Origin of the sequence: Pantoea sp. F_5 (assembly GCF_008631595.1) — a bacterium.
In the GTDB taxonomy this organism is placed as follows: domain Bacteria; phylum Pseudomonadota; class Gammaproteobacteria; order Enterobacterales; family Enterobacteriaceae; genus Pantoea; species Pantoea gossypiicola.
Window position 1 is genome coordinate 19,023 of record NZ_VWUO01000019.1, and the last position, 23,985, is coordinate 43,007.

Consider the following 23,985-nt stretch of genomic DNA (forward strand, 5'->3'; position numbering starts at 1 on the left):
GAGCTCACCCTGTTTGAGGTAGAAGTGATGTCTTTAACTGACGCGTTGATTGCGTGTTGTATCGCCGCCCTGATGGGATTTGCCGTTTACCATGAGGCGATTCTGCCACGGCGGCACGGGCCGACCCGCTTACGGGTAACACTCCGCCGGCAGCATAAACTCGACAGTCTGATTTTCATCGGCCTGCTGCTGATTTTGCTCTGGAACAATGTCAGTCATCATGGCCCACAGCTCACCACCTCACTGCTGATGGTGCTGAGTTTTCTGGCGTTCTGGCTCTTCTGGCTGCGCAAACCCACGCTGCTGATGAAGAATGCGGGATTGTTTTACGCCGGTGTCTGGATCGATTACCGGCGGATTCAGGGCATGAATCTTTCTGAGGATGGCATTCTGGTCATCCAGCTGGAACAACGCCGGTTGCTGATTGCCGTGCAGCAGCTCGACGACCTGGAGCGCATCTACAATACGCTGGTCGACGCGCGCTAGTCGCGCTGCCACATCGTCAGGGTAAAATCAGCATCGCAGCTGAACTGCTCACTCTGCTGTAGCGTTTGCCAGACGTCTTCACGCGCCCGCCAGGCAAATGGCGTCATCTGCAGCAGTGTCGTCGCCGCTGTACCGGTTAATGCCATCGGGTAACGCAGGGCATGCTGAGCTACCTGCCGGAAGCCGGGGTAATCTTTCTGTTCCGGCACATGCAGCTGGACTTCGCGGTAAATCAGTGCCTTAAACTGCTGCAGATGGTGCGGACCTGGGGTGACCGTCAGCACCAGGCCACCCGGCTTCAGCACGCGGGCCAGCTCCGCTTCGTTGCAGGGTGCGTAGATGCGTACAATCGCATCCAGTGAGCGATCAGCAAAGGGTAAGCGCTGACTGGAGGCAACACAGAAGCGCACGGCAGGATAGCGCTTAGCCGCCAGCCGGATGGCCATTCTGGCAACATCCAGGCCATAAATCTGAGCATCTCTGTCAGCCGCCTCTGCCAGTGCAGCAGTGTAGTACCCTTCACCACAGCCGATATCCAGGATTTTGCACTCTGACTGATTCAGCACCGGCGCAAGCAGGCTGACCACCTGCTCACGCAACGGCTGATAATAGCCTGCCTCAAGAAATTCCCGTCTTGCCTGCATCATCTCTGCACTGTCACCCGGTTCACGTGACCGTTTATGCTGAACGGGCAGCAGATTGACATACCCTTCTTTCGCCTGATCGAACTGATGGCGGTTTTCGCAGCACCAGCTGCGGTTGGTGAGGGTCAATGGAGAGTGACAAAGAGGGCAAATCAGGGACATCATGTGCTCCGGCATCAGATAACGCGGCGCAGTGTAACCTTAACGTTTCCGCATCGGAAGCATAAAGAAAGCCCCGGCTGTAGAGCCAGGGCTTTAAGATTCCGTGTCAGGATGCAATGCACCGAGGCGGAGTCGAATCAGATAGCAGTGACGTTAACAGCTGCCGGGCCTTTCTGGCCGTCCTGAATTTCGAACTCAACGCTCTGGCCTTCAGCCAGGGTTTTAAAACCGTTGCCCTGAATAGCAGAGAAGTGTACGAACACATCTTTGCTGCCGTCAGCAGGAGTGATAAAACCAAAACCTTTAGACTCGTTGAACCACTTAACCTGACCTTTAATCTTTGCCATTTTGCAAATTCCTTTAGATGTTTATTTAGCCCGAAAGCTGTCTACAGAAAAACCAGAGACATTACTGCATGAGGCACTAATTAAGGTTCGGCAAGGAAGCGGTATTCAACGTCAACGTCTTTACTCGTACTTCTTTACTGAAGATGCCATGCATAAACAGAACTGTACCTCGTTTAACCCACGAATTGTTATCACATATCCCCAAAATAATGGCAAGCCATTTTTAAAGCACTGGCGCGCCTGCGCACATATTTGCCAGAAGGCTCACATTGCCTGTTCAGTGGGGTTTACAACTGTGCCTGAGAATAAAGTAAGCGCGCGGTCAGCGCCCTCGTCCGACTATGTTGCCAGGTTCAATCCGATGGATACCATAAGAAATTAATATTTCACAAATATGGCAATGGCGAAATGAATAAGCGAAGCGGTAACGGTTGAAGATATCCTAAATCTGACGTCAATCCTGTACAGCGCCTTTTATTTCGTACAAATAACGCTTTTTGTGCACCAAAAGCAGGAGCCAGCCATTAGCCTTGCTCCAAATAAAAGCAACGATGCGGGTTTTACTTATTAAGAATTTAACTTTCGATTTGAAAAATTGATGTCTGATAAAAACCCCCCGGCTTTTAATTATACCGGGAGCTTTAGGATTATTCCTGGGTGCAATTATTCAGACTGCGACCTTCGCCTATTCGCCAGGGAGCGAAGCGGCCATTATGTTCATCTGCCCGCGCTAGCGCATTCGCCAGTTCCTGTGGTGGCGCATCCAGCGACTCATCGGCCAGTTCAAACACGCCCCAGTGAACAGGCAGCGTCAATGGCCTGCCTGCGGCCTGCCATAACGCCACCGCCTGATCGGGATCCATATGCTGGCTTGCCATGAACCATTTGGGTGCATACGCGCCAATCGGCAACGCAGCCACGCTGAACGGGCCAAGCCGGGCCGGAATCTCTAGCAGGCTATCGCTATAGCCACTGTCGCCCGAAAACCAGAAACGCAGGGAGGAAGAGCGCACGACCCAGCCGCACCAGAGTGAACGGTTGCGATCGCGTGGCGTTCGCATACTCCAGTGACGGGCTGGCACCGCATCAAAACAGAGATCACCGAGCGTTACCTGCTGCCACCAGTCGAGCTGGTGCACCTGTTTCACGCCCTGCGCCCTGCACCACTTCGCCAGTCCCAGCGGCACAATAAAGGTCGCCTGCGGAAAACGCCGGATAATCGCTTTCACCGTCGGTTTATCCAGATGATCGTAATGGTTGTGTGAAATCAGCACGATATCAAGCCGCGGCAGATCAGCGATGCTGATGGGCGCGGGTGTTTTACGCTGTGGTCCCGCAAACGCCAGCGGCGAGGCGCGTGAGCCGAGTGCCGGATCGATCAGGATATAGTGTTCATTCAGCCGTAACAGTACGGCAGCATGTCCGAGCCACCAGATACGATCGTCACTGCCGCTGATATCCGCGGGCTGCCACCATTGCCTGGTAAACGCCGCATAACCCTGCTGGGGTGGTGCCGGCAGCGCCTGTGCTTTACGCTCCCTGCGCCAGCGTTTCAGATCACCCGGCCTGCGCTGTTCCGGTTCAGGATTACGGAATCCCTCTGGCGTGTGATGCGCTTTGCTGCTGTCATACCACGGATTTTTCCAGGCCATTCCGTCTCTCTGCTGTGATTAACGTTCCGGGATTAACCGGATAAAGTCGCGCTTCTCCCGATCGTCTTCGGTTTTCTTACTTTCTGCCCCAGGCTGCATCTCAATCAGACGGCGCAGCAGCTGATTCTGTTTCTTCTGCTCTTCCAGTAAGGATTCCAGTAAACGGATTTGCTCACCCGCGCGCACGCTGGCCCGGTTAACAAAGAACCAGGCGATAAACGCCACAATCAAAATAATGACCAGCAGGCCATAGCTGACCAGGGGGCCAGAATTTGCGGCTAACTCATTCATAACTGCCTCGTAAAACTCAGTGTAAACGCCAGAACATGGCAACCACCTATTCTACCTGTAGCTATCGCAAAAGATAATGGGAGATACAGCAATGCAGAATTTGCCGTTTCAGTTATCTCTGATCGATCCCGCCAGAAAAGCAAGGCATGCTGATATCATCATAACCGGCAGCACCAGGTGGCGCGCTGAGTTATCTTTCACAAGGAGGCACAATGAAACTGTTTATTCGCACAATAGGCTTGCTGGCGGTGATCTGGCTGGCAATGCTGCTTACCGGCTATGGCGTGTTAACCGGCAGCACTAAAAATGCCGCCGGACTTGGCCTGCAGTGTAGCTATCTTACCGCTCGCGGCGTCATCAGCGCGCAGTATCTGCATACCGACAGTGGCGTGGTGGGCGTGACGGAGTGTCCGTTGCTGAAGAAAAGCGGAGAAGTGATCGATAACTAGTGATAAAGCGGGCCGGATGGCCCGCGTTGTTCAGAATGGGTAGTCGTGATAGCCCATTTCGGCTGAGAGCGTACGCGCCGCCCGATGCAGCATCGCCACATAATCCTGGCGTGCATCTTCCGAAAAACGAATGGTGGGAAATGAGATACTGAGTCCCGCAATCACTACGCCAAAGCGATCGAACACCGGCACAGCAAGGCAGCGTAATCCCTCTTCCTGCTCTTCATTATCTTCGCCATAACCCTGTGCTCTGACCTGATCCAGCGTCGTAATCAGTGCCTGCGCGCTCAGCAGCGTATTGGCCGTGCTGCGTTTGAACTCCACATCCCGCAGAATCTCCTCAACATCGCTACGATCGCGCCAGGCGAGCAGGACTTTACCAATCGCGGTGGTATGCAGCGGGTTGCGACGGCCAATTCGCGAATACATGCGCAGGTTGTAAAGCGAGTCGATTTTATGGATGTAGACAATGCTGTCCTCTTCCAGCGCCCCCAGGTGAATCGTCTCTTTGGTCAGACGCGACAGCTCACGCATCTGCACATCCGCACTGCGGATCAAATCGACGTTTTGCAGCGCCTTAGCACCCAGTTCAAACAGCTTCAGCGTCAGTGAGTACTTCTCGCTCTCACCTTCCTGTGTCACATAGCCCAGCGATTTCATGGTTTGCAGGAAACGGTAGACGGTACTTTTTGACATCATCACGCGCTGCGCAAGCTCGGTTATACCGTGATCGCGCTCTTCACCCAGCGCCTGCAGAATGCCGAATACTTTAAGAACCGAAGAGACGGAATCGGGCTGTTTATCATTTTCAGCAGAGGACATTGCGCACCTTGTTAAACCTGTTTCAAAAAAAATGGAACGGACTGTCAGTATAGAGTGATGCACAGGACGGCAGCAATGTTTTAACCATTGGATCATATTTTAAGACAGTTTTTTATCCGGTCTGGCGCTGCTTTTCAGCGCTGATTTCATTAGCATGTTGATATTCACCCTCTTTAGTAATTAACTTATGACACTCTCTCCTCCTCAGGATGGATTACCCACGCGTCAGCGCTATATGGCTATCGTCACCATTGCGCTGGGACTGACCATGGCGGTATTAGACGGCGCAATTGCCAATGTCGCGTTACCGACCATATCGCGTGAACTGAATGCCAGCCCGGCGCAGTCCATCTGGATTGTAAATGCCTATCAGATTGCGATTATCGTCTCGCTGCTGTCACTTTCGTTTCTTGGCGACATGCTGGGTTATCGCCGCGTCTATCAGGCGGGCCTGGCACTGTTTATTGCGACATCCTTGTTCTGCGCCTTTTCGACCACGCTAACCATGCTGACCTTTGCCCGTGTGCTGCAGGGGTTAGGCGGCGCGGCGCTGATGAGTGTAAATACCGCGCTGATACGCATTATCTATCCACAGCGTTATCTGGGACGCGGCATGGCGATCAACTCGCTGGTGGTGGCGGTGTCAACTGCGGCTGGTCCGACGGTAGCGGCAGCAATACTCTCGGTCGCCAGCTGGAAATGGCTGTTTCTGATTAATGTCCCGCTGGGTGCCATTTCGCTCTGGCTGGCGTTGCGAACGCTGCCTGATAACCCGCAGAAAGCCACATCACAAAAATTCGATGTGCCCAGCGCGATCATGAACGCCCTGTTCTTCGGCCTGATCATCTCCGCTCTGAGCGGTTTTGCCCAGGGACAAAATCATCTGCTGGTGCTCTCCGAGGTCGTTGCGCTGCTGGTCATTGGCTGGTTCTTTATTCGTCGTCAGCTCAACATGGCGGTACCGCTGCTGCCGGTTGATCTGCTGCGTATCCCGATTTTCAGCCTGTCGATGGGGACATCGGTCTGTTCGTTCTGCGCTCAGATGCTGGCGATGGTTTCTCTGCCCTTCTTTCTGCAGAACGTCCTGCAGCGTAATGAGGTGGCAACCGGTCTGTTGCTGACGCCCTGGCCGCTGGCAACGATGGTATTTGCGCCGATTGCCGGCCGCCTGATTGAACGGGTACATGCCGGGCTGTTGGGGGGAATCGGACTGGCGATGTTCGCGCTGGGGCTGTTCCTGCTCGCCTGGCTGCCGGTAAACCCGGATGATGGCGATATAATCTGGCGCATGATGCTGTGCGGTGCCGGTTTCGGACTGTTCCAGTCACCCAACAACCACACGATTGTCACCTCTGCTCCGCGTAACCGCAGCGGTGGTGCCAGCGGCATGCTGGGTACTGCGCGTCTGCTGGGCCAGAGTATGGGAGCCGCGCTGGTCGCGCTGATGTTTAATCTGTTTGATGAACGTGGTACGCACGTTTCGCTGCTGCTGGCGGGCAGCTTTGCCGCCGTGGCGGCGCTGGTGAGCGTGTCACGCATGACGCAGACCCGCGCCTGATAGCTGTGAAAAAGGCGAACTCCTGACAGAATGTGACCCGATTCGCTGTATGGTCGAGCCTGCACAGGGAACCCTGTCAGATCGGAAAGACGACTGTCATCCATGACGGTCGTCCCGCACCATTACGCACCTCATCCCTGAGGTGCGTCCGTAAACGGGCCAACGCTTTGCGTTGTTTAAAAACGCTCCCGGCGTTTTTATCCAGGCGTCGGGACGCTTTCCTCCTCTGCCTGGGTTCTCTGCTCGTTGAGCTAAGATATTGCTGTCAGATTCAATCTGATGCTGATTTCTAAAACAGAAAAGGCGACCCGAGGGTCGCCTTATTTGCTCTGCTTAACGCTACTTCAGATACTGACCGCTGCGCAGTGCTTCAATACGCTTATCTAACGGCGGGTGCGACATAAACAGCTCGCTGAACGATTTACCTTTACCGTTGATACAGAATGCCATCATGCTGCTCGGCTCCTGCGGTTCGTAGCTGGTTTTCAGGCGCTGCAACGCCGCAATCATCTTCTCACGACCGACCAGCTTCGCTGAACCGGCATCGGCGTGGAACTCACGATGACGCGAGAACCACATGGTGATGATGCTGGCAAGAATACCAAATACCAGCTCCAGCACCATCGACACCGCGAAGTAGACCAGCGGATTGCCGTTGCTGCTCTCTTCACCATCACGGTTACCGGACATAAAGCCCGCCGCAATCTGTGCCAGAATACGTGAAACGAAAATCACGAAGGTGTTCACCACACCCTGGATCAGCGTCATGGTGATCATGTCACCATTAGCGATATGCGACACTTCGTGTGCCAGTACCGCTTCCGCCTCATCACGGCTCATGTTCTGCAACAGACCGGTCGAGACAGCAACCAGTGAGGCGTTACGACGCGCACCCGTCGCAAAGGCATTGATATCAGGTGCGTGATAGATCGCGACCTGTGGCATCGCAATGCCCGCCTGTTGGGCCTGACGGCCAATAGTATCCACCAGCCAGCGCTCAGTTTCATTGCGTGGCTGTTCAATCACTTCACCGCCAACCGAACGCAGCGCCATCCACTTCGACATCAGCAGTGAAACAAACGCACCGCCGAAGCCAAACAGGCCTGCCATGATCATCAGGCCCTGAACACTGCTTGACTGGATCCCTGTCAGGCTGAGAATCAGCCCGAATACCAACATCACAGCCAGGTTGGTCATCAGGAAAAGAGCAATACGCATCATTTTTGTTAATCTTCCTCAGTAGTTCACGCGCCTATACGCGGATACATATCCTATGAGCATTGGGCGGCTTTTCAAGCAACCTTAACGTTTAAGTGCCTAAAAAGACATAACTTTACATTCTGACACGTCTGCCGGGCGGCACGGCCTGCAGACGGGTTAACCATTCCTAATCATTGGTTACTGGAAACTTTTCCGCGTGCAAAAAAAAGCACCGCTCTGCGGTGCTTTTCTGGCAGCAGCGGATTATTTCGCCGCTGGCGCATCTGGCTGTGATTTCTCCAGTTGCGCAAGATCGTTCGCGATCTTCACCGTCTCGTCGAGATAGGGATCCGGTTCTTTATAATCTTTCGGCAGCTCATCCAGGTTTTTCAGCGGTTTTTTGCCTTCGGCCTGATAGCGCGCGTTGATTCGCTCCAGTCGTGACGCATCATCTTCGTGGTTCTCTTTCTCGCGCTGAGCAAGGTTAAGTGACACGATGTTGCGCTTATCTTTCAGGGCATTGTAACGGGCAATGTCCTTCATAATGTACTGGAACTCGCGATCCTGAGCGATACGGTCAGCATGCTGCTTCGTCAGCTGCGCAACCAGCGGTTTAACATCACCTGTTTTGGTATAGTTTGCCGCTTTGATGCTGTCCCACGGCAGCGCGTTATCCTCAAATTTCTCACCGGTTTCAGCCGCTTCAACGCCGGTTGGCATCAGCAGATCCGGCGTGACGCCTTTACGCTGTGTGCTGCCGCCGTTAATGCGATAGAACTTCTGGATGGTATAAGAAACGGAGCCTAAAGCTGGCCATTCCGGACGTAGCATCTGATCGTAGATGCGGTTCAGCGAGCGATACTGCTGAACAGTGCCTTTACCAAAGGTTGGCTCGCCGACAATCACTGCACGCCCGTAGTCCTGCATCGCGGCAGCAAAGATCTCAGAGGCGGAAGCGCTGAAGCGATCAACCAGCACCACCAGCGGACCTTTGTAGTAGACCACGCCGTCATTATCGCTGTCTTCACGTACCCGACCATTATTGTCGCGAACCTGCACCACCGGACCACTCGGAATAAACAGGCCGGAAAGTGAGACCGCTTCGGTCAGCGCACCACCGCCATTGGTACGGAGGTCAATCACCACACTGTCGACGTTCTGTTTCTGCAGTTTCTGCAGCTGGACTTTCACGTCATCGGTCAGACCAACATAGAAGCCAGGAATGTCGAGCACGCCCACTTTCTGTTTACCGACATTCTTGATGCTCATTTTGACAGCGCGATCTTCAAGACGGATTTTCTCACGCGTCAGCGTCACGGTGCGGGTTTTGGTACCCTTACCGGCAGGCAGGATCTCAAGGCGCACTTTGCTGCCTTTCGGTCCTTTGATTTTCGCCACCACGTCATCCAGACGCCAGCCAATCACATCTTCCATCGGCTTGCCGGGCTGACCGACGCCGACGATGCGATCGCCCACCGTGATGGCTTTGCTTTTCGCTGCCGGTCCACCCGCAACCATCGAGTTGATGACGGTGTAGTCGTCATCCATCTGCAGCACGGCACCGATCCCTTCCAGAGACAGGCTCATCTCGGTGTTAAACTGCTCGGTGTTACGTGGCGACAGGTAGCTGGTGTGCGGATCGATTTCGCGGGCAAAGGCGTTCATCACCAGCTGGAAAACATCCTCACCGTTGCTCTGGGCGAGACGGCGAATCGCGAAGTTATAACGCTTGGTCAGAACGTCGCGAATCTCCTGGTCGGTTTTACCCGCCAGCTTCAGGCTCAGCTGGTCATATTTGACCTTGGCATCCCAGAGCGCATTCAGCTCAGCCTGATCTTTCGGCCAGGGCGCTTTGGCGCGATCGATGTCGATAGTGTCATTGCCACTGAAATTCATCGGACGCGCCAGCACCGTCAGCGCATACTGATAGCGCTCAAAACGGCGTTTCTGCGCCAGATTATAAATATCGTAAAAGAGATCCAGCTTGCCACTGCGCAGCTCATCGCCGACGGTGGTTTTTTTGCTGGCAAACTGCGCCACATCGGACGCCAGCAGCACATTGTGGCTGTAGTCGAGCATGTTCAGATAGCGATCAAAAATTTTCGCGGAAAAGTTCTGATCCAGATCGAACTGGCGGTAGTGGGAACGGGTAAAGCGCGACGTGACGCGCTCACTGACCGTCGGATCCTGCGGGTCTTCGTGAAGCTGGGGAATCTGATCGGCGCGGGTAATATTCTCTGCGCCGAAGGTTGGGCCTGCTAACAGCAGGCCCGCAATAAGTCCAACTTTAAAAAGGGTGTTCATGCCGGGGTTAGCCTCCGTTTCAGAACTGCAAGTGTTCTGCGCGCACAATCATTGCCATGCCGGAAGCGAGCTGGACCCGAACGCCGTCTTTAGAGACTTCCAGAACGGTAGCGTCCATCGCACTTTTGCCTGCTTTAACTTTAATACTCTGGCCGGGTTGCAAAGTTGAGGTATCAGTGATGGGACGGGCTTCCTGCTCCGGACGTGGGGCTGGCTTGCGATGCTGTGAGGCAGTCGCACGCGGAGCAGTCGTCTGCGGACGTGGTTTACGTGCTGCATCGCCTTCTGCAGGCTTACGTGCCGCGGGCTTGCGTGGACGACGCGGTGCGGCACCCTCTTCACTTTCACCCGCTTCACGACGTGCAGCACGCTGCTGGTCACGCTGCGCCTGAACGCGCGCTTTGGCTTCTTCCAGCTGCTTGCGGGCATGCTCAACGTGCTGTTCATCCAGCATGCCACAGGCGTTGCCGTCGAGATCGACACGAATCGCACCGGCTTTAATGCCGTACAGATAACGCCAGCTTGACGTATAAAGACGCAGCGCGGAACGCAGCTGCGTTTTGCTCAGACCCATTTCGCCCTGAACACGCTCGACCAGATCCTGAAAGATACCGATTTTGAGCGGACGCGCTTCACCTTCAGCGCTAAAGCAGTGCGGAAAGCGCTCCGCCAGAAAAGTGATGACTTCTTTACTGCTATTCAACTTAGGTTGATTTTCCATGAAATTTCCTGATTACAACGGGTTTGCCGACCAGCGCAGGCATGAACAGGCGACATTATAATGACAACATCGCTAAATGCCATGTGATCCAGTCGATTAGCTGCGCGTCAGCTGCAGATATTTTTCTAAGTCGCTGTTCGCAAGCACTTCACAAAGCCCATCAGTCAGTGTGACCAGCCCCGATTCGTCGTCGCTGTCAAAGCGATTGTACTCAACGCTGTCGATGTCCAGCACCCCAACCACAGTGCCATTCACTTTCAGAGGAATCACAATTTCAGCATTACTGGCAGCGTCACAGGCGATGTGGCCCGGGAAAGCATGCACATCATCAACGCGTTGCACTTTTTCTTCTGCCAGCGCCGTGCCACACACACCTTTACCGACCGGAATGCGCACACAGGCGATTTTACCCTGGAACGGGCCAAGCACCAGCGTATCGGCTTCCGTCAGCAGGTAGAAACCTGCCCAGTTCACGCCATCGAGACGTTCGTACAGCAGCGCGCTAAAGTTTCCCATCGCGGCGAAGAACGCCGTTTCTCCCGCCAGCAAGGCGCGCATATCCCGATTCAAATCGGCGTAAAAGGCAGTTTTGTTCATTATTTGACCGTTACCAATGACATCTGAACGGGGCAATAGAGACCGTTCGTTAAAAATAAGTTTTAAATATCCAGAGCCACAAGGTGAATCATAGCGTTAGTTGCTATACCCTTAGCATTCTGTGGATCGAAGCGTGATGCCCGAGACAGGCACACAGACAATGTCTTAATGACCGATATCTGTTCCCTCTGAAGAGCGAAAATTGCATCACCCTATGAAAATTCACGCTATCAGCCAGACATTGCCTCACGCACGTTATCAGCGTTGCCCGCAATGCGATACCCTTTTTTCCTTACCGGATGTGAAATCGCATCAGTCGGCACACTGCCCGCGCTGCAACGCCGAGATTCTCAGTGGTCGCGACTGGTCCATGACCCGTCTTATGGCGATGGCCGCCACCATGATCGTGTTAATGCCCTTTGCTTTCTCCCTGCCGCTGGTGGATATCCGCCTGCTGGGTATGCGCATAAATGCCAGCGTGCTGGAAGGGGTGATTCAGATGACCCAGCAGGGTGATGTGCTGACGGCCTCAATGGTGGCGTTCTGCACCATCGGTGCGCCGGTGACGCTGGTGGCCGGCATCTGTTATCTCGGCATCGGCAATCGGCTCGGTATGAATCTGCGACCGGTATTGCTGATGCTGGAGAAGCTCAAAGAGTGGGTGATGCTCGATATCTATCTGATCGGTATTGCCGTGGCGTCGATTAAAGTGCAGGACTATGCTTCGCTGGAAATTGGCTACGGTCTCGGGGCTTATATCGCCCTGACGGTGCTGAGCGTGCTGACGCTGATCCACCTGAATATGGAGCAGCTGTGGGAGCATTTTTACCCGCAAAGCCCCGGCAATATGGCACGTGACGATATGCAGGTCTGTCTGAACTGTCACAACACCAGCATACCGGACGAACGGGGCCGCTGCCCGCGCTGCCATACGCCGCTCGACTTCCGACGCCGCCACAGCCTGCAAAAATCCTGGGCCGCGCTAATCGCCTCAATTGTCCTGCTGATTCCCGCGAATCTGATGCCCATTTCCGTGGTTTACCTGAATGGTTCACGGCGCGAGGACACCATCTTCTCTGGCATCCTGGGGCTGGGTGAAGGCAACATTCCGGTGGCAGCGATTGTGTTTATCGCCAGTATTCTGGTGCCGTTCACTAAGGTGCTGGTCATGCTGACGCTGCTGCTCAGCATTCATTTTCGCTGTGAACAGGGATTGAGGACCCGTATCCGGTTGCTGCGGTTTGTGACCTGGGTTGGCCGCTGGTCCATGCTCGATCTGTTTGTCATTTCGTTAACCATGTCGCTGGTCAACCGTGATCAGCTGCTGGCTTTTACCATGGGACCGGCTGCGCTGTTTTTTGGCGCGGCCGTCATCCTGACCATTATGTCTGTTGAGTGGCTGGACAGCCGCCTGCTCTGGGATGCACATGCAACAGGAAACGCCGACTACACCGACTAACGCAACGCTGCGTAATAAGCGCAAAATTTCGCCCTTCTGGCTGCTGCCGGTCATTGCGATGCTGATCGCCTGCTGGCTGCTCTGGACCAATTATCAGGAGCGCGGCACCACCATTACCATCAATTTCCAGACGGCAGATGGTATCGTGCCGGGTCGCACCCCGATCCGTTATCAGGGCGTGGAAGTGGGCACCGTGCAGGGTATTAATCTCAGCGACGATTATCGCAGCATCCAGATTAAAGCCAGCATCAAAAGCGACATGCGCGACGCGCTGCGTGAGGATACGCAGTTCTGGCTGGTGACGCCCAAAGCCTCACTGGCGGGCGTATCGGGTCTGGATGCGTTGGTCGGCGGTAACTACATCGGGATGATGCCGGGTAAAGGTAAACCCAGCGAAGCCTTTACCGCACTGGATACGCAGCCTAAATACCGGGTGAATACCGGCGAACTGATGATCCATCTGCATGCGCCCGATCTCGGCTCACTCAACACTGGCTCGCTGGTATACTATCGCAAGATCCCGGTTGGCCGGGTCTATGACTACAGTATTGATAATAAAGCCGATGGCGTGGCGATTGATGTGCTGATTGACCGTCGCTTTATCAATCTGGTGAAGACCAACAGCCGCTTCTGGAACGTGTCGGGCGTCAATGCGGACGTCAGCCTGAGCGGGGCTAAAGTCCAGCTGGAGAGTCTGGCGGCGCTGGTTAATGGTGCGATTGCGTTTGACTCACCGCAGGGGGCAGAAACCGCCAAAGCGGAGCAGAACTACCGGCTCTATCCCGATCTGGCGCACAGCCAGCGCGGCGTACAGATTACGCTTGATCTGCCCAACGGTAAAAATCTCAAGGCCGGCAGCACGCCGCTGATGTACCAGGGCCTGGAGGTCGGTACGCTGACCAAACTGAACCTGCTGGATGGCGGTAAGGTGACCGGCGAGTTGACGATTGATCCTTCTGTGGTCGGCCTGATGCGCAGCGGTACCCGCATCGAGATGCACAGCCCGAAAATCAGCCTGACCGATACCAGCCTCAGCGCACTGCTGACCGGTAACACGCTGGAGCTGGTGCCGGGTGAAGGCGAGCCGCAGCAGCACTACACCGTGCTGGCGTCGAACGAGACCCTGCTGCAGAAACCCAACGTGCTCACGGTCAAACTCAGCGCACCAGAGAGCTACGGTATCGATCAGGGCCAGCCGCTGATGCTGCATGGCATGCAGATTGGTCAGGTGATGTCGCGTTCACTGGATGAAAATGGCGTCAACTTCGTGGTGGCAGTCAATCCTGAAAATCGCAATCTGGTGCATGGCGACAGCAAATTTATCGTCAACAGCCGCCTCGATGTGAAGTTTGGTCTGGATGGCATGCAGGTATTAGGTGCCAGCGCCCGTGAGTGGGTGGATGGCGGCATCCGGCTGGAGCCTGGCAAAAAAGGCGAGCCGAAAACGGCCTATCCGCTGTTTGCCGATGCTGAAAAAGCGGACGAAGGGATCACTGGTGATGGCCCGTCCACGACGCTGATGCTGACCGCCAACAGCCTGCCTGACGTGCAGGCCGGTTCGGTCGTGCTTTACCGTAAATTCCAGGTGGGCGAGATTGTCAAAGTGACGCCGCGCGCTGACGCGTTTGATATCGCGGTGCATATTCGGCCGGAATATCGCAAGCTGCTGACCAGCGAAAGCGTGTTCTGGGCTGAGGGTGGCGCACGCGTCAGTCTTAACGGCAGCGGCCTGACAGTGCAGGCTTCGCCGCTTAACCGTGCGCTGAAAGGCGCAATCAGCTTCGACAATATGAGTGGTGCGCAGTCGGTGAAAGGGGCCAAACGCATGCTCTACTCCTCTGAAACCGCCGCCCGCGCGGTGGGCAGTCAGATTACGCTGCACACCTATGACGCCAGCAAACTCTCTGCCGGGATGCCGATTCGTTATCTGGGTATCAACGTCGGTCAGGTGGAATCACTGTCGTTAAGCAAAGATAACAATCAGGTCGTGGCAAAAGCTGTGCTTTACCCTGAGTATGTGAATGATTTTGCCCGCCTCGGCAGCCGGTTCTCGGTGGTTTCACCGGAGATTTCCGCTACCGGCGTGAATCATCTGGAGACCCTGTTACAGCCGTACGTCAACGTTGATCCGGGCAAAGGCGGTGCCGCACGCACCTTTGAATTGCAGGAGAGCACCATTACCGATTCGCGCTACCTCAATGGCCTGAACATCTATGTTGATGCCACTGAGGCGGGTTCGCTGTCGCTGGGTACGCCGGTGCTGTTCCGGGGTGTGGAAGTGGGTACCGTCACCGGCACGTCACTGGGAAATATGGCGGACCGCGTGCAGATCGCCCTGCGCATCAGTAAGAAGTATCAGCATCTGGTGCGGAATAACTCGGTGTTCTGGCTGGCGTCCGGCTACAACCTCGACTTCGGTCTGGTGGGCGGCGTGGTGAAAACCGGGACCTTCCAGCAGTTTATTCGCGGCGGTATTCAGTTTGCCACCCCGCCAACGGTGCCGCTGGCTCCGCAGGCGACGCCGGATAAACACTTCCTGCTGCAGGACGAAGCGCCGAAAGAGTGGCGTAACTGGGGAACGGCGATTCCGTCTCCGCGCTAATTCACACTCTCAAACGGGCAGCCTGGCTGCCCGTTTTCTTTCCTCATGGTACACTGCCGCCTTTGCCTTAACTGGAATGTGCCCGTGTCAGATGCTTCTTCGCTTTTCCCCGCCGATTTTCTCTCGTTAATGCGTCAGAGCCTGCCCGATGAGGCGAGCTTCGCGCAGTTTATCGCTTACAGTCAGCAACCCCTGCGCCGCAGTATTCGCGTCAACACCCTGAAGATCAGCGTGGCTGACTTCCTGAGCCAGACCGCCGGGTATGAGTGGCAGCTGACGCCGGTGCCGTGGTGCGAAGAGGGATTCTGGATCAGCCGGGAAGATGAGAGCCTGCCGCTGGGCAGCGTGGCTGAACATCTCAGCGGCCTGTTTTACATCCAGGAAGCCAGCTCCATGCTACCCGTAACCGCCCTGTTTGATGCTCAGCCACAGGTCAGCGCCGTCATGGATATGGCGGCGGCACCGGGTTCCAAAACTACCCAGATTGCGGCGCGCATGGGCAATCAGGGCGTAATCCTGGCAAACGAATTCTCCTCCAGCCGGGTCAAGGTGCTGCACGCTAATATCAGCCGCTGCGGCGTCAGCAACAGTGCCCTGACGCACTTTGACGCGCGGGTCTTCGGGCCAGCCCTGCCGGAACAGTTTGATGCCATCCTGCTGGACGCCCCCTGCTCCGGCGAAGGCGTGATGCGTAAAGATGCGGATGCACTGAAAAACTGGTCGCTGGCGAGTACCAAAGAGATCGCCGCGACCCAGCGCGATCTGCTCGACAGTGCCTTTCACGCACTCAAACCCGGTGGCACACTGGTTTATTCAACCTGCACCCTGAATCAGATTGAGAATCAGCAGGTGATTGACTGGCTGCTGCAGCGCTATCCGGACGCGGTTGAGGCCGTGCCGCTCGACAGGCTGTTTGAGGGTGGTGATCAGGCCGCGACGCCCGAGGGCTATCTGCATGTCTTCCCGCAGATGTTCGACAGCGAAGGCTTTTTCGTGGCGCGTCTGCGTAAAACGGCATCAGTCGAGCCTTTACCGCTGCCGGGCTACAAAGTGGGTAAGCTGCCCTTCTCCCATCTCAGCCGTCAGCTGGAAAGTGAGATCGTACAGGCCGCCGCCGCAGTCTCTCTAAAATGGAATGACTCGCTGGAACTCTGGCAGCGTGATAAAGAGATTTGGCTGTTCCCTAAAGCCGTCACCCCGCTGCTGGGCAAAGTGCGCTTCTCGCGCATTGGCCTGAAGCTGGCAGAAACCTTTCCTAAAGGCTATCGCTGGCAACATGAAGCGGTGATAGCACTTGCGCAACCTGATGCGACGCAGACCTTTGAGCTCACGGCGGCCGAAGCAGAAGAGTGGTATCGCGGGCGCGATATCTATCCGGAAACCGCCCCGGCAAACAATGAGATGATTGTTACCTGGCAGCAGCAGCCGCTGGGGCTGGCGAAGAAAGTCGGCAGCCGCATCAAGAACAGCTATCCCCGCGAACTGGTGCGCGACGGACGCCTGTTCCGCTGAGTCACTTGAGTTGCAGCATCGTCAGATGATTGCCAAACACTGCGCCGGTATCAATGTAATGCAGATTAGCAATCGTCAGCGGCTGTTTCAGCGGTGTATGACCAAAGTAAAAGGCATCTGCGCCACGGATGCCCGCCTGCTCCCCTGACGCCATACCCTCCAGCCGCTGACGGCTCCAGACCACCTTTTGCCAGTCGAGTGGCTTATTCAGCGCGTATTCACGGGCCGGATAATCCGCATGGGCAATCACAACAGTGCGCTCACCCAATTGCAGATGCAGTATCAGCGGCAGTTCACCACAGCGCCGCAACGCATGACGTGCCACGATTAACGCCGCGCTCCGCAGCCGGAAGAACCAGTCGCCGCCGTTCATCCGCCAGAGCGCCATATCCTGACCCTGTAACGCGGACAGCGCCATCTCCTCATGATTCCCACGCACGCAGCGAAACCACGGCTCGTCCAGCAGGACCAGACAGCCCAGACTGTCTGGCCCGCGATCGATGATGTCGCCAACCGAAATCAGTAAATCCTGCTGTGGATTAAACTGATGCTGCTGCAACAGCGCATCCAGTTCACGGCGACAGCCATGAATATCACCCACCACCCAGATCCGTCGCCACTCTGCGCCATTCAGGACGTGATAATACATCGGTGCATGTGCCTCTCTGTGCCGAAAATATCCTGAGAGTATAAGTGCTGGCCATGAAGAGCATGAACAAGAGGAAGGAGATAGAAAGCAGAGTGCAACGAAGGCTGCCAGCAAAGGCGTCACGCTGTCGGTGGATGAGAAATTTAACGCGTCTGAAAAGTGCGTCCCTCCCGGCGCTTATCTCCGGCACTCAGTTAAGGTGGTAGCTCTGTCAGGGACGAAATTCATCATAACGACATTGTGTCACGCAGGCTATTCTGCCCCTGATGTATTCGTCGTCATTTGAGATCAGCTGCGCATTTTAGCCGGATATTTCTGTAACTTTTCTGCCGGACGCACCGGACGGCGCACCAGTTCACCACCGCAGTTGGGACAAACATGCGCGAAATGCTCATCGCAGTCAGCGCAGAAAGTGCATTCAAACGAGCAGATACGTGCCGCCAGAGAGGATGGCGGCAGATCGACGTCGCAGCGTTCACAGTTAGGGCGCAGTTCCAGCATGGCGTGACTCCTGAAGAAGCGGGTTACCCAGCATCGCCGCTGCTGGCCCGGATGTCGAGCCAGCGACCGGACAGAAGTGAGCCAGATCAGGACATCATGCATTTAATCCCGCAGAGAGGGGCGAACAACGTGCTGCCCTGTCGCGGCTATTTATGACGCGGATCTTCGCGAACATCACCTGGATGAGCATCGGGCAACACCTCTTCGTCAGCCGTTTCAGCATCTTCATCGCTCTTTTCTTCCGGCTCCTGCCCGCCCATTGACGCCTGAATCACCTCCTCTTCCAGCGTCGGAATCAGTGCAGCACCCAGTGGCGAGGTCGCCAGACTGTCAGGCATGACCACATGTGGCAGCGGCACTTCGGTTGTGGGAAGCGGACCTGGCGCACGGACAAAACTGAGTCCGCCAATCACCAGCGCACAGAGCGCAAAGAAAAGATAGAGCATATTGCTGCCCAGCGGCTGCATCAGCGCACCCACCACCAGCGGGCCGATACTGGCACCTATACCAAACGCCATCAGCAGACAGGCGGTTAACGATACGCGGCGCTCGGCGGCAACCTGATCATTGGCCAGCGCCACCTGCAATGGATAGAGCGCGAACTGCATCATGCTGGCGGCAAAGGCGATGCCGATCATCCAGTCAAACGTCAGATGCGGCAGCAGGATCAGCGGGACGCAGATGACGGCGAACAGCATCGCGATGATAAACAGCAGTCGCTGACGATCGTAACGGTCAGAAAGCCAGCTCAGCGGAAACTGCGACACCAGCCCGGCAAAAATCGTAAGACTCATAAAATAGCCTGTCTGGCTGGTGGTGAAGCCTTTGCTGCTGCCATAAACCGGTGCCAGACCGTAGAAGGCACCAATTACCATGCCGGTGACCAGCGTGGTGCCGAGCAGTTTGGGGATGGTGCGGATAAAATAGCCCAGTTCCATGGGTGCGGGTGTCATCGGCCTGACATGGGTGCGGGTGGTCAGCGCGATGGGTACCAGACAAAGCGCGAAGCAGAGTGCGACAATCAGCAGCGTACTTACACCAAATCCGGTCTGCAGGCTCAGTATCACCTGTCCGCCACTGAGTCCAAGGTAGGTGGCGACCATATATAAGCCGAAAATCATGCCACGCTGCGACGATTCCGCCTGATCGTTGAGCCAGCTCTCCAGCACCATGTACTGGCACATCATGCAGAGTCCGATAATCAGACGCAGAAAGACCCACAGCGGAATAAAGTCCGTCAGGCCGTGACCCACTACAGAGGCGGTAATGATCCCGGCGCAGGCGACGTAGGCGCGGATATGGCCGACGCGGGCGATCAGGTTGTGCCCCACCTTGCCGCCAATGACCAGCCCGATATAGTTTGCCGCGATAATTGCACCAATCAGCGCGCCGTTAACCTGCTCGCTGGCCAGCCGTAGAGAGACATAGGTGGTCAGCAGACCGGAACCGAGCAGCATCAGCAGCGTGGTGGTGTAGAGCGGCAGAAACGTACTGAATATTTTTCCCATATGACTCCCTGTCTATACCCTTCAGGCATCAGGCCAGCAAAGCCCTAAAGATAGTCGATATCGGCAGGCCACGGAGCATTGCACTCAGCCGATGGCAAAAAAAAGCCCGCCAGCACACTGCTGACGGGCCTGGCTTACACGCTCGGGAAGCTGATATTGCTGCCCGGCGCTTCACGGTTGAGATGGATAAAGTTCAGGTGTCGCTCATACTGATCCAGTATGTCGATGATCACCTGCTCTTTGCTGTAATCCATCAGGTCGTTACCCTGGCTGCCTTCCATGAGGAAGGTTTCCAGTCGATAGTAGGTCGACTTACCGCTGCGGGCGCGATAGGTAAAGCCCGGAATCGAATATTGCTGCGGCCAGACCTGATAGATGAAGTCCTGCTCTTCGCCCAGATGGACGCGCAGATCCAGATAGCCAATCGGGTTCGCCTCATCTGCCTCGACGCTTTCCAGCGTGACGCGGGCATCACGCAGTTCCAGCTCTTTCGCCACTTCCTGCATCGCCGGAAAAATGGTCTTTTCCATCATCTGCTGGGTATAACGCGAACCCGGGTAGTTCATCAGGCGTGACAGACGCTTCTTCCAGGTCAGGCGGTCGGTCGCATGCGCCAGATAGGGCGCGGTGTCGCGCGTGGCGCTGGCACGGCGGTGATCCTCAATCTTCAGCGATTTAAACAGACCCGCCATCACAAAGAAGATCACAAAGCTGAACGGCAGTCCCATGATCACCGTGGTGTTCTGCAGGGCAGTGACACCGTTGGCCATCAGCATGCTCAGTGTCAGCACCCCAATCGCCACGGACCAGAAGATGCGCAGCCAGTTCGGCGCATCGCTGTTGATGTCTTTCAGCCGCGAGGTGAAGTTACCCAGCACCAGCGAGCCGGAATCCGCAGAGGTCACGTAGAACAGCATGCCGGTGATGGTGGCAACCGATGCACTGAGTTTAAACGCCGGATACTGTGCCAGCAGGCTGTAGAAGCCACGCTCAGCATGGTTCATCACTTCCTGCGCAAATTCCGTATTGCCGTGAATGATCTGATACAGCGCGGCGTTACCGAACACGGACAGCCACAGCAGCGTAAAGGTGAACGGAATAATCAGCGTGCCCAGCACGAACTCACGGATGGTACGACCGCGTGAGATACGCGCCAGGAACAGGCCGACAAACGGCGACCAGGCCACCCACCACGCCCAGAAGAAGAGCGTCCAGCTATTCATCCATTGGGTTGGACGATCAAAGGCAAAGGTATTGAGCGTCATCCCCATGAAGCGGTTAATGTAATCGCCAACGTTCAGCACCAGCGCATTCAGCAGGAACTCGGTGTTGCCGAAGAACAGCACAAACAGAATCAGGCCCAGCGCCATGATCACGTTGAGTTCGGAGAGGAAACGAATCCCTTTATCAACACCCGACGTCACAGAGATGGTGGCGATTACTACGGAGAGAACAATCAGCGCGGTCTGCGCGGTCAGGCCTTCCGGGATATCAAACAGCACTTTCAGGCCGTAGTTCAGCTGTACGACCCCTATCCCTAATGTGGTGGCGATACCAAAGATGGTGCCGACCACGGCTGCGATATCTACCGTGTGACCAATCGGGCCATAGATGCGTTTACCGAAGATGGGATAGAGCGCCGAACGAATAGTCAGCGGCAGATTATAACGGTAGCTGAAGTAGCCCAGCGCGATGCCCATCAGCGCATACATCGACCAGCCGGTCAGTCCGTAGTGGAATAGCGTCCAGACCATCGCCTGGCGGGCGGCTTCCAGCGTCTGCCCTGCTCCTTCCGGCGGCTGCATATATTGTGTCACCGGTTCGGCGACAGAGAAGAACATCAGGTCGATGCCGATCCCGGCGGCAAACAGCATGGCGGACCAGCTGAGCACGCTGAATTCGGGTTTTGAGTGCTCCGGCCCGAGCTTAATAGAGCCAAAGCGTGAGCAGGCCATATAGAGCACAAAGACAATATAGAGCGTGGCAGCCAGCATGTAGTACCAGCCGAAGGTGGCGGAAACCCAGTTGACCGCCTTGAGGATCCAGCTCGCGGCCAGTTCACTGTAGAGAATCGTCACAAGTGAAAATGTCAGAATCAATCCGGCAGAGGTATAAAATACAACGGGATTGAGTCTGTCTTTTTCACCGGTAGGTGGATTATTCATCGATTACCTCTGGTTAATGTCCTGAAAATACGCAATGGATACGTCTTGCCGCTCACGGATTTCAGGCCGTGCGGCTCTGTTTCGTTCTGTCACTTCCTGTTAATCGCTATGACAACCAGCCTATTTTAGCACTCATTGCCGTTTCGCTTACGCTACATTTAAAAAACAGCATCCTAACAAATTTTCTTTTTATATTGAACGTGCAATCAAAAAAAGATTAAATAGAGGTTCGATTTGAGGGTGGAGCTGGAGCTATGCCAAAGGTAGGGATGCAGCCGATACGTCGTCGGCAACTGATTGATGCGACCCTGAGCACGATTAATGAAATGGGGATTAATGATGCCACGATTGCCCAGATCGCCCGGCGGGCGGGGGTCTCAACCGGCATCATCAGTCACTACTTCAAGGACAAGAACGGTTTACTGGAAGCTACGATGCGCGATGTGACGCGTCAGCTACGCGAGGCAGTCCTGTTGCGGCTGAAACCGCTGGCCGATGCCTCCGCAGAACAGCGGCTGTGTGCCATTGTTGATGGAAATTTTGATGAAACACAGGTGCACACGGCGGTGATGAAAGCCTGGCTCGACTTCTGGTCCAGTAGTATGCATCAGCCCCAGCTTAACCGCCTTGAGCGGGTCAGCAGCCGTCGGCTCTACTCGACGCTGGTGGTCGAATTCCGGCGTGAACTGCCGCTGGATAAAGCACGCCTGGCCGCGCACGGCCTGGCTGCCCTGATCGATGGTCTGTGGCTGCGCGCCGCGCTGAGCGGTAAGCCATTCGATCCCGCTATCGCCCTCACACTGACCACCCAATTCATCCGTCAGCAACTGGCTGGCGAGCACGAATAACGGAAGGAGAAAACATGTCCCGATTCACCGAGCAGAAACTCTACATCGATGGCGCTTATGTTGCCGCAGCGTCTGGCGAAACGTTCCAGACGATTAACCCGGTCAACGGCGAGGTCCTGGCAGAGGTTCATGCCGCCGGCCAGGAAGATGTCAATCGCGCCGTTGCTGCCGCCAGAAAAGGCCAGAAGGTCTGGGCCGCGATGACCGCCATGACGCGTTCACGCATCCTGCGTCGCGCCGTCGATATCCTGCGTGAGCGTAATGATGAGCTGGCGGAGTTGGAAATGCTCGATACCGGTAAGCCTTACAGCGAAACCTCAGCGGTCGATATCGTCACCGGTGCAGACGTGCTGGAGTACTACGCGGGTCTGGTTCCGGCGCTGGAGGGTCAGCAGATCCCCCTGCGTGAAACCTCCTTTGTTTATACCCGCCGCGAACCCCTGGGCGTGGTAGCGGGCATTGGTGCCTGGAACTACCCGATTCAGATCGCCCTGTGGAAATCCGCACCTGCGCTGGCTGCGGGTAACGCGATGATTTTCAAACCCAGTGAAATGACTCCGCTTACTGCCCTGAAGCTGGCAGAAATCTACACCGAAGCGGGCCTGCCGGATGGCGTATTCAACGTGCTGCCGGGCATCGGTTCGGTCACGGGTCAGCAACTGACTGAGCATCCTGGCATCGATAAAGTCTCCTTTACCGGCGGCGTTGTCAGCGGAAAAAAAGTGATGGCCAATGCAGCGGGTTCAACGCTGAAAGAGGTCACCATGGAGCTGGGCGGTAAATCACCGCTGATTATCTTTGATGATGCCGATCTCGATCTGGCCGCTGACATCGCCATGATGGCGAATTTCTACAGCTCCGGTCAGGTCTGCACCAACGGCACCCGCGTCTTTATCCCTGCAAAACTGCAGGCGGCGTTCGAGGCCAAAATCAGCGAACGCGTTGCCCGTATTAAAGCAGGCGATCTGCGTGATCCGGCTACCAACTTTGGTCCGCTGGTCAGCTTCAGCCATCGCGACAACGTGATGCGCTACATCGAATCCGGCATTGCTGAAGGCGCACGCGTGCTGTGCGGCGGTAAACGGCTGACCGGTGGTGATTTCGACCAGGGTGCCTGGGTGGCACCAACCGTGTTCACCGACTGCCGTGATGAGATGAAGATTGTCCGTGAAGAGATCTTCGGGCCGGTGATGTCGATCCTGAGCTATGAAACCGAAGAAGAAGTGATCCGCCGCGCCAACGACACCGAATTTGGTCTGGCCGCCGGACTGGTGACGCAGGACCTGAATAAAGCGCACCGCGTGATTCATCAGATCGAAGCCGGTATCTGCTGGATCAACACCTGGGGCGAGTCCGCCGCAGAGATGCCGGTGGGTGGCTACAAGCACTCCGGCATTGGCCGCGAGAATGGCCTGATGACGCTGCAGAGCTACACCCAGGTGAAGTCCGTGCAGGTTGAGCTGACGCGTTTTCAGTCTGTCTTTTAATCACTTAACCTGAGGAACGAC

Annotated in this window: 21 protein-coding genes; 8 read left to right on the forward strand and 13 right to left on the reverse strand. The window is 55.6% G+C overall.

What is annotated here, in order from left to right; translation table 11 throughout:
• Window positions 1-27: 27 nt before the first annotated feature.
• Window positions 28-486: a DUF986 family protein gene (locus F3I44_RS19850; RefSeq protein WP_150014973.1), complete on the forward strand. Its 459-nt coding sequence runs from the start codon at window positions 28-30 to the stop codon at window positions 484-486.
• Here F3I44_RS19850 and rlmA read toward each other — a convergent pair.
• The 4 genes from rlmA to F3I44_RS19875 form a co-directional block, all read right to left on the reverse strand.
• Entirely contained in the window at window positions 483-1,292 is an 810-nt protein-coding gene (rlmA, locus tag F3I44_RS19855; protein ID WP_150015097.1) for a 23S rRNA (guanine(745)-N(1))-methyltransferase, read from the reverse strand. The genes F3I44_RS19850 and rlmA overlap by 4 nt on opposite strands.
• A gap of 137 nt (window positions 1,293-1,429) precedes the next feature.
• The gene (gene cspE / locus F3I44_RS19860) at window positions 1,430-1,639 is read right to left on the reverse strand and encodes a transcription antiterminator/RNA stability regulator CspE (RefSeq protein WP_003852684.1); all 210 of its coding nucleotides are present in this window, start codon (window positions 1,637-1,639) and stop codon (window positions 1,430-1,432) included.
• Between the two features lie 647 nt (window positions 1,640-2,286).
• Window positions 2,287-3,291, reverse strand: a complete 1,005-nt coding sequence (locus F3I44_RS19870; protein WP_150014976.1) for an MBL fold metallo-hydrolase — start codon at window positions 3,289-3,291, stop codon at window positions 2,287-2,289.
• 18 nt (window positions 3,292-3,309) lie between these two features.
• Window positions 3,310-3,582, reverse strand: coding sequence for a YebO family protein (locus F3I44_RS19875; RefSeq protein WP_150014979.1), 273 nt, complete (start codon window positions 3,580-3,582; stop codon window positions 3,310-3,312).
• Between the two features lie 212 nt (window positions 3,583-3,794).
• Here F3I44_RS19875 and F3I44_RS19880 point away from each other — a divergent pair, with 212 nt between their 5' ends.
• Window positions 3,795-4,031: a YobH family protein gene (locus tag F3I44_RS19880; RefSeq protein WP_150014982.1), complete on the forward strand. Its 237-nt coding sequence runs from the start codon at window positions 3,795-3,797 to the stop codon at window positions 4,029-4,031.
• Between the two features lie 30 nt (window positions 4,032-4,061).
• Here F3I44_RS19880 and kdgR read toward each other — a convergent pair whose 3' ends face one another.
• A complete protein-coding gene (gene kdgR / locus F3I44_RS19885) occupies window positions 4,062-4,853 on the reverse strand; it encodes a DNA-binding transcriptional regulator KdgR (protein ID WP_150014985.1) in 792 nt (263 codons plus the stop codon).
• 187 nt (window positions 4,854-5,040) lie between these two features.
• Here kdgR and F3I44_RS19890 point away from each other — a divergent pair, with 187 nt between their 5' ends.
• Window positions 5,041-6,411, forward strand: a complete 1,371-nt coding sequence (locus F3I44_RS19890; protein ID WP_150014988.1) for an MFS transporter — start codon at window positions 5,041-5,043, stop codon at window positions 6,409-6,411.
• Window positions 6,412-6,750: 339 nt separating this feature from the next.
• Here the strand turns inward: F3I44_RS19890 and htpX are convergent, their stop codons facing one another.
• The 4 genes from htpX to F3I44_RS19910 form a co-directional block, all read right to left on the reverse strand.
• Window positions 6,751-7,632 carry a protease HtpX gene (gene htpX, locus F3I44_RS19895; RefSeq protein WP_003852678.1) on the reverse strand — a complete coding sequence of 294 codons (882 nt, stop codon included), beginning with the start codon at window positions 7,630-7,632 and terminating at the stop codon, window positions 6,751-6,753.
• Between the two features lie 243 nt (window positions 7,633-7,875).
• Window positions 7,876-9,915 (reverse strand): carboxy terminal-processing peptidase, encoded by a 2,040-nt coding sequence (gene prc, locus F3I44_RS19900; protein ID WP_150014991.1) that lies wholly within the window; start codon window positions 9,913-9,915, stop codon window positions 7,876-7,878.
• 19 nt (window positions 9,916-9,934) lie between these two features.
• Window positions 9,935-10,636 (reverse strand): RNA chaperone ProQ, encoded by a 702-nt coding sequence (gene proQ / locus F3I44_RS19905; protein ID WP_150014994.1) that lies wholly within the window; start codon window positions 10,634-10,636, stop codon window positions 9,935-9,937.
• A gap of 96 nt (window positions 10,637-10,732) precedes the next feature.
• Window positions 10,733-11,233, reverse strand: coding sequence for a GAF domain-containing protein (locus tag F3I44_RS19910; RefSeq protein WP_150014997.1), 501 nt, complete (start codon window positions 11,231-11,233; stop codon window positions 10,733-10,735).
• A gap of 214 nt (window positions 11,234-11,447) precedes the next feature.
• Between F3I44_RS19910 and yebS the strand changes: the two genes are divergently transcribed.
• From yebS to rsmF, 3 genes are read left to right on the forward strand one after another with little or no spacing between them, the layout of a single operon-like run.
• A complete protein-coding gene (gene yebS, locus F3I44_RS19915; protein ID WP_150015000.1) occupies window positions 11,448-12,692 on the forward strand; it encodes a membrane integrity lipid transport subunit YebS in 1,245 nt (414 codons plus the stop codon).
• Window positions 12,661-15,294 (forward strand): PqiB family protein, encoded by a 2,634-nt coding sequence (locus F3I44_RS19920; protein ID WP_150015003.1) that lies wholly within the window; start codon window positions 12,661-12,663, stop codon window positions 15,292-15,294. Before yebS ends, F3I44_RS19920 begins: the two co-directional genes overlap by 32 nt.
• Window positions 15,295-15,339: 45 nt before the next feature.
• Window positions 15,340-16,806 (forward strand): 16S rRNA (cytosine(1407)-C(5))-methyltransferase RsmF, encoded by a 1,467-nt coding sequence (gene rsmF, locus F3I44_RS19925; RefSeq protein ID WP_190285980.1) that lies wholly within the window; start codon window positions 15,340-15,342, stop codon window positions 16,804-16,806.
• 1 nt (window position 16,807) lies between these two features.
• On the opposite strand, the gene F3I44_RS19930 is transcribed toward rsmF, so the two are convergent.
• From F3I44_RS19930 to F3I44_RS19945, 4 genes are all read right to left on the reverse strand, one after another.
• Window positions 16,808-17,455 (reverse strand): metallophosphoesterase, encoded by a 648-nt coding sequence (locus tag F3I44_RS19930; protein ID WP_150015009.1) that lies wholly within the window; start codon window positions 17,453-17,455, stop codon window positions 16,808-16,810.
• A 288-nt stretch (window positions 17,456-17,743) separates the two neighbouring features.
• Complete coding sequence (locus F3I44_RS19935) at window positions 17,744-17,956, reverse strand: DUF1272 domain-containing protein (protein ID WP_150015012.1); 213 nt, start codon at window positions 17,954-17,956, stop codon at window positions 17,744-17,746.
• A 146-nt stretch (window positions 17,957-18,102) separates the two neighbouring features.
• On the reverse strand, window positions 18,103-19,464 hold the full coding sequence (locus F3I44_RS19940) for an MFS transporter (RefSeq protein ID WP_150019573.1): 1,362 nt from the start codon (window positions 19,462-19,464) through the stop codon (window positions 18,103-18,105).
• 134 nt (window positions 19,465-19,598) lie between these two features.
• A complete protein-coding gene (locus tag F3I44_RS19945) occupies window positions 19,599-21,629 on the reverse strand; it encodes a choline transporter (RefSeq protein WP_150015016.1) in 2,031 nt (676 codons plus the stop codon).
• 254 nt (window positions 21,630-21,883) lie between these two features.
• Between F3I44_RS19945 and betI the strand changes: the two genes are divergently transcribed.
• On the forward strand, window positions 21,884-22,477 hold the full coding sequence (betI, locus tag F3I44_RS19950; RefSeq protein WP_150015018.1) for a transcriptional regulator BetI: 594 nt from the start codon (window positions 21,884-21,886) through the stop codon (window positions 22,475-22,477).
• Between the two features lie 14 nt (window positions 22,478-22,491).
• Window positions 22,492-23,964 carry a betaine-aldehyde dehydrogenase gene (gene betB / locus F3I44_RS19955; RefSeq protein ID WP_150015020.1) on the forward strand — a complete coding sequence of 491 codons (1,473 nt, stop codon included), beginning with the start codon at window positions 22,492-22,494 and terminating at the stop codon, window positions 23,962-23,964.
• Window positions 23,965-23,985 lie beyond the last annotated feature (21 nt).

Excerpts from the sequence above, each read along its gene's own strand:
- F3I44_RS19940 (WP_150019573.1), bottom strand. The coding sequence starts at position 19,464 with ATGGGAAAAATATTCAGTACGTTTCTGCCGCTCTACACCACCACGCTG.
- F3I44_RS19880 (WP_150014982.1), top strand. The coding sequence starts at position 3,795 with ATGAAACTGTTTATTCGCACAATAGGCTTGCTGGCGGTGATCTGGCTG.
- F3I44_RS19945 (WP_150015016.1), bottom strand. The coding sequence starts at position 21,629 with ATGAATAATCCACCTACCGGTGAAAAAGACAGACTCAATCCCGTTGTA.
- kdgR (WP_150014985.1), bottom strand. The coding sequence starts at position 4,853 with ATGTCCTCTGCTGAAAATGATAAACAGCCCGATTCCGTCTCTTCGGTT.
- F3I44_RS19890 (WP_150014988.1), top strand. The coding sequence starts at position 5,041 with ATGACACTCTCTCCTCCTCAGGATGGATTACCCACGCGTCAGCGCTAT.
- F3I44_RS19930 (WP_150015009.1), bottom strand. The coding sequence starts at position 17,455 with ATGTATTATCACGTCCTGAATGGCGCAGAGTGGCGACGGATCTGGGTG.
- F3I44_RS19850 (WP_150014973.1), top strand. The coding sequence starts at position 28 with ATGTCTTTAACTGACGCGTTGATTGCGTGTTGTATCGCCGCCCTGATG.
- htpX (WP_003852678.1), bottom strand. The coding sequence starts at position 7,632 with ATGATGCGTATTGCTCTTTTCCTGATGACCAACCTGGCTGTGATGTTG.
- F3I44_RS19875 (WP_150014979.1), bottom strand. The coding sequence starts at position 3,582 with ATGAATGAGTTAGCCGCAAATTCTGGCCCCCTGGTCAGCTATGGCCTG.
- F3I44_RS19870 (WP_150014976.1), bottom strand. The coding sequence starts at position 3,291 with ATGGCCTGGAAAAATCCGTGGTATGACAGCAGCAAAGCGCATCACACG.
- F3I44_RS19910 (WP_150014997.1), bottom strand. The coding sequence starts at position 11,233 with ATGAACAAAACTGCCTTTTACGCCGATTTGAATCGGGATATGCGCGCC.
- rlmA (WP_150015097.1), bottom strand. The coding sequence starts at position 1,292 with ATGTCCCTGATTTGCCCTCTTTGTCACTCTCCATTGACCCTCACCAAC.
- betB (WP_150015020.1), top strand. The coding sequence starts at position 22,492 with ATGTCCCGATTCACCGAGCAGAAACTCTACATCGATGGCGCTTATGTT.
- F3I44_RS19920 (WP_150015003.1), top strand. The coding sequence starts at position 12,661 with ATGCAACAGGAAACGCCGACTACACCGACTAACGCAACGCTGCGTAAT.
- F3I44_RS19935 (WP_150015012.1), bottom strand. The coding sequence starts at position 17,956 with ATGCTGGAACTGCGCCCTAACTGTGAACGCTGCGACGTCGATCTGCCG.
- rsmF (WP_190285980.1), top strand. The coding sequence starts at position 15,340 with ATGGTACACTGCCGCCTTTGCCTTAACTGGAATGTGCCCGTGTCAGAT.
- yebS (WP_150015000.1), top strand. The coding sequence starts at position 11,448 with ATGAAAATTCACGCTATCAGCCAGACATTGCCTCACGCACGTTATCAG.
- proQ (WP_150014994.1), bottom strand. The coding sequence starts at position 10,636 with ATGGAAAATCAACCTAAGTTGAATAGCAGTAAAGAAGTCATCACTTTT.
- betI (WP_150015018.1), top strand. The coding sequence starts at position 21,884 with ATGCCAAAGGTAGGGATGCAGCCGATACGTCGTCGGCAACTGATTGAT.
- cspE (WP_003852684.1), bottom strand. The coding sequence starts at position 1,639 with ATGGCAAAGATTAAAGGTCAGGTTAAGTGGTTCAACGAGTCTAAAGGT.
- prc (WP_150014991.1), bottom strand. The coding sequence starts at position 9,915 with ATGAACACCCTTTTTAAAGTTGGACTTATTGCGGGCCTGCTGTTAGCA.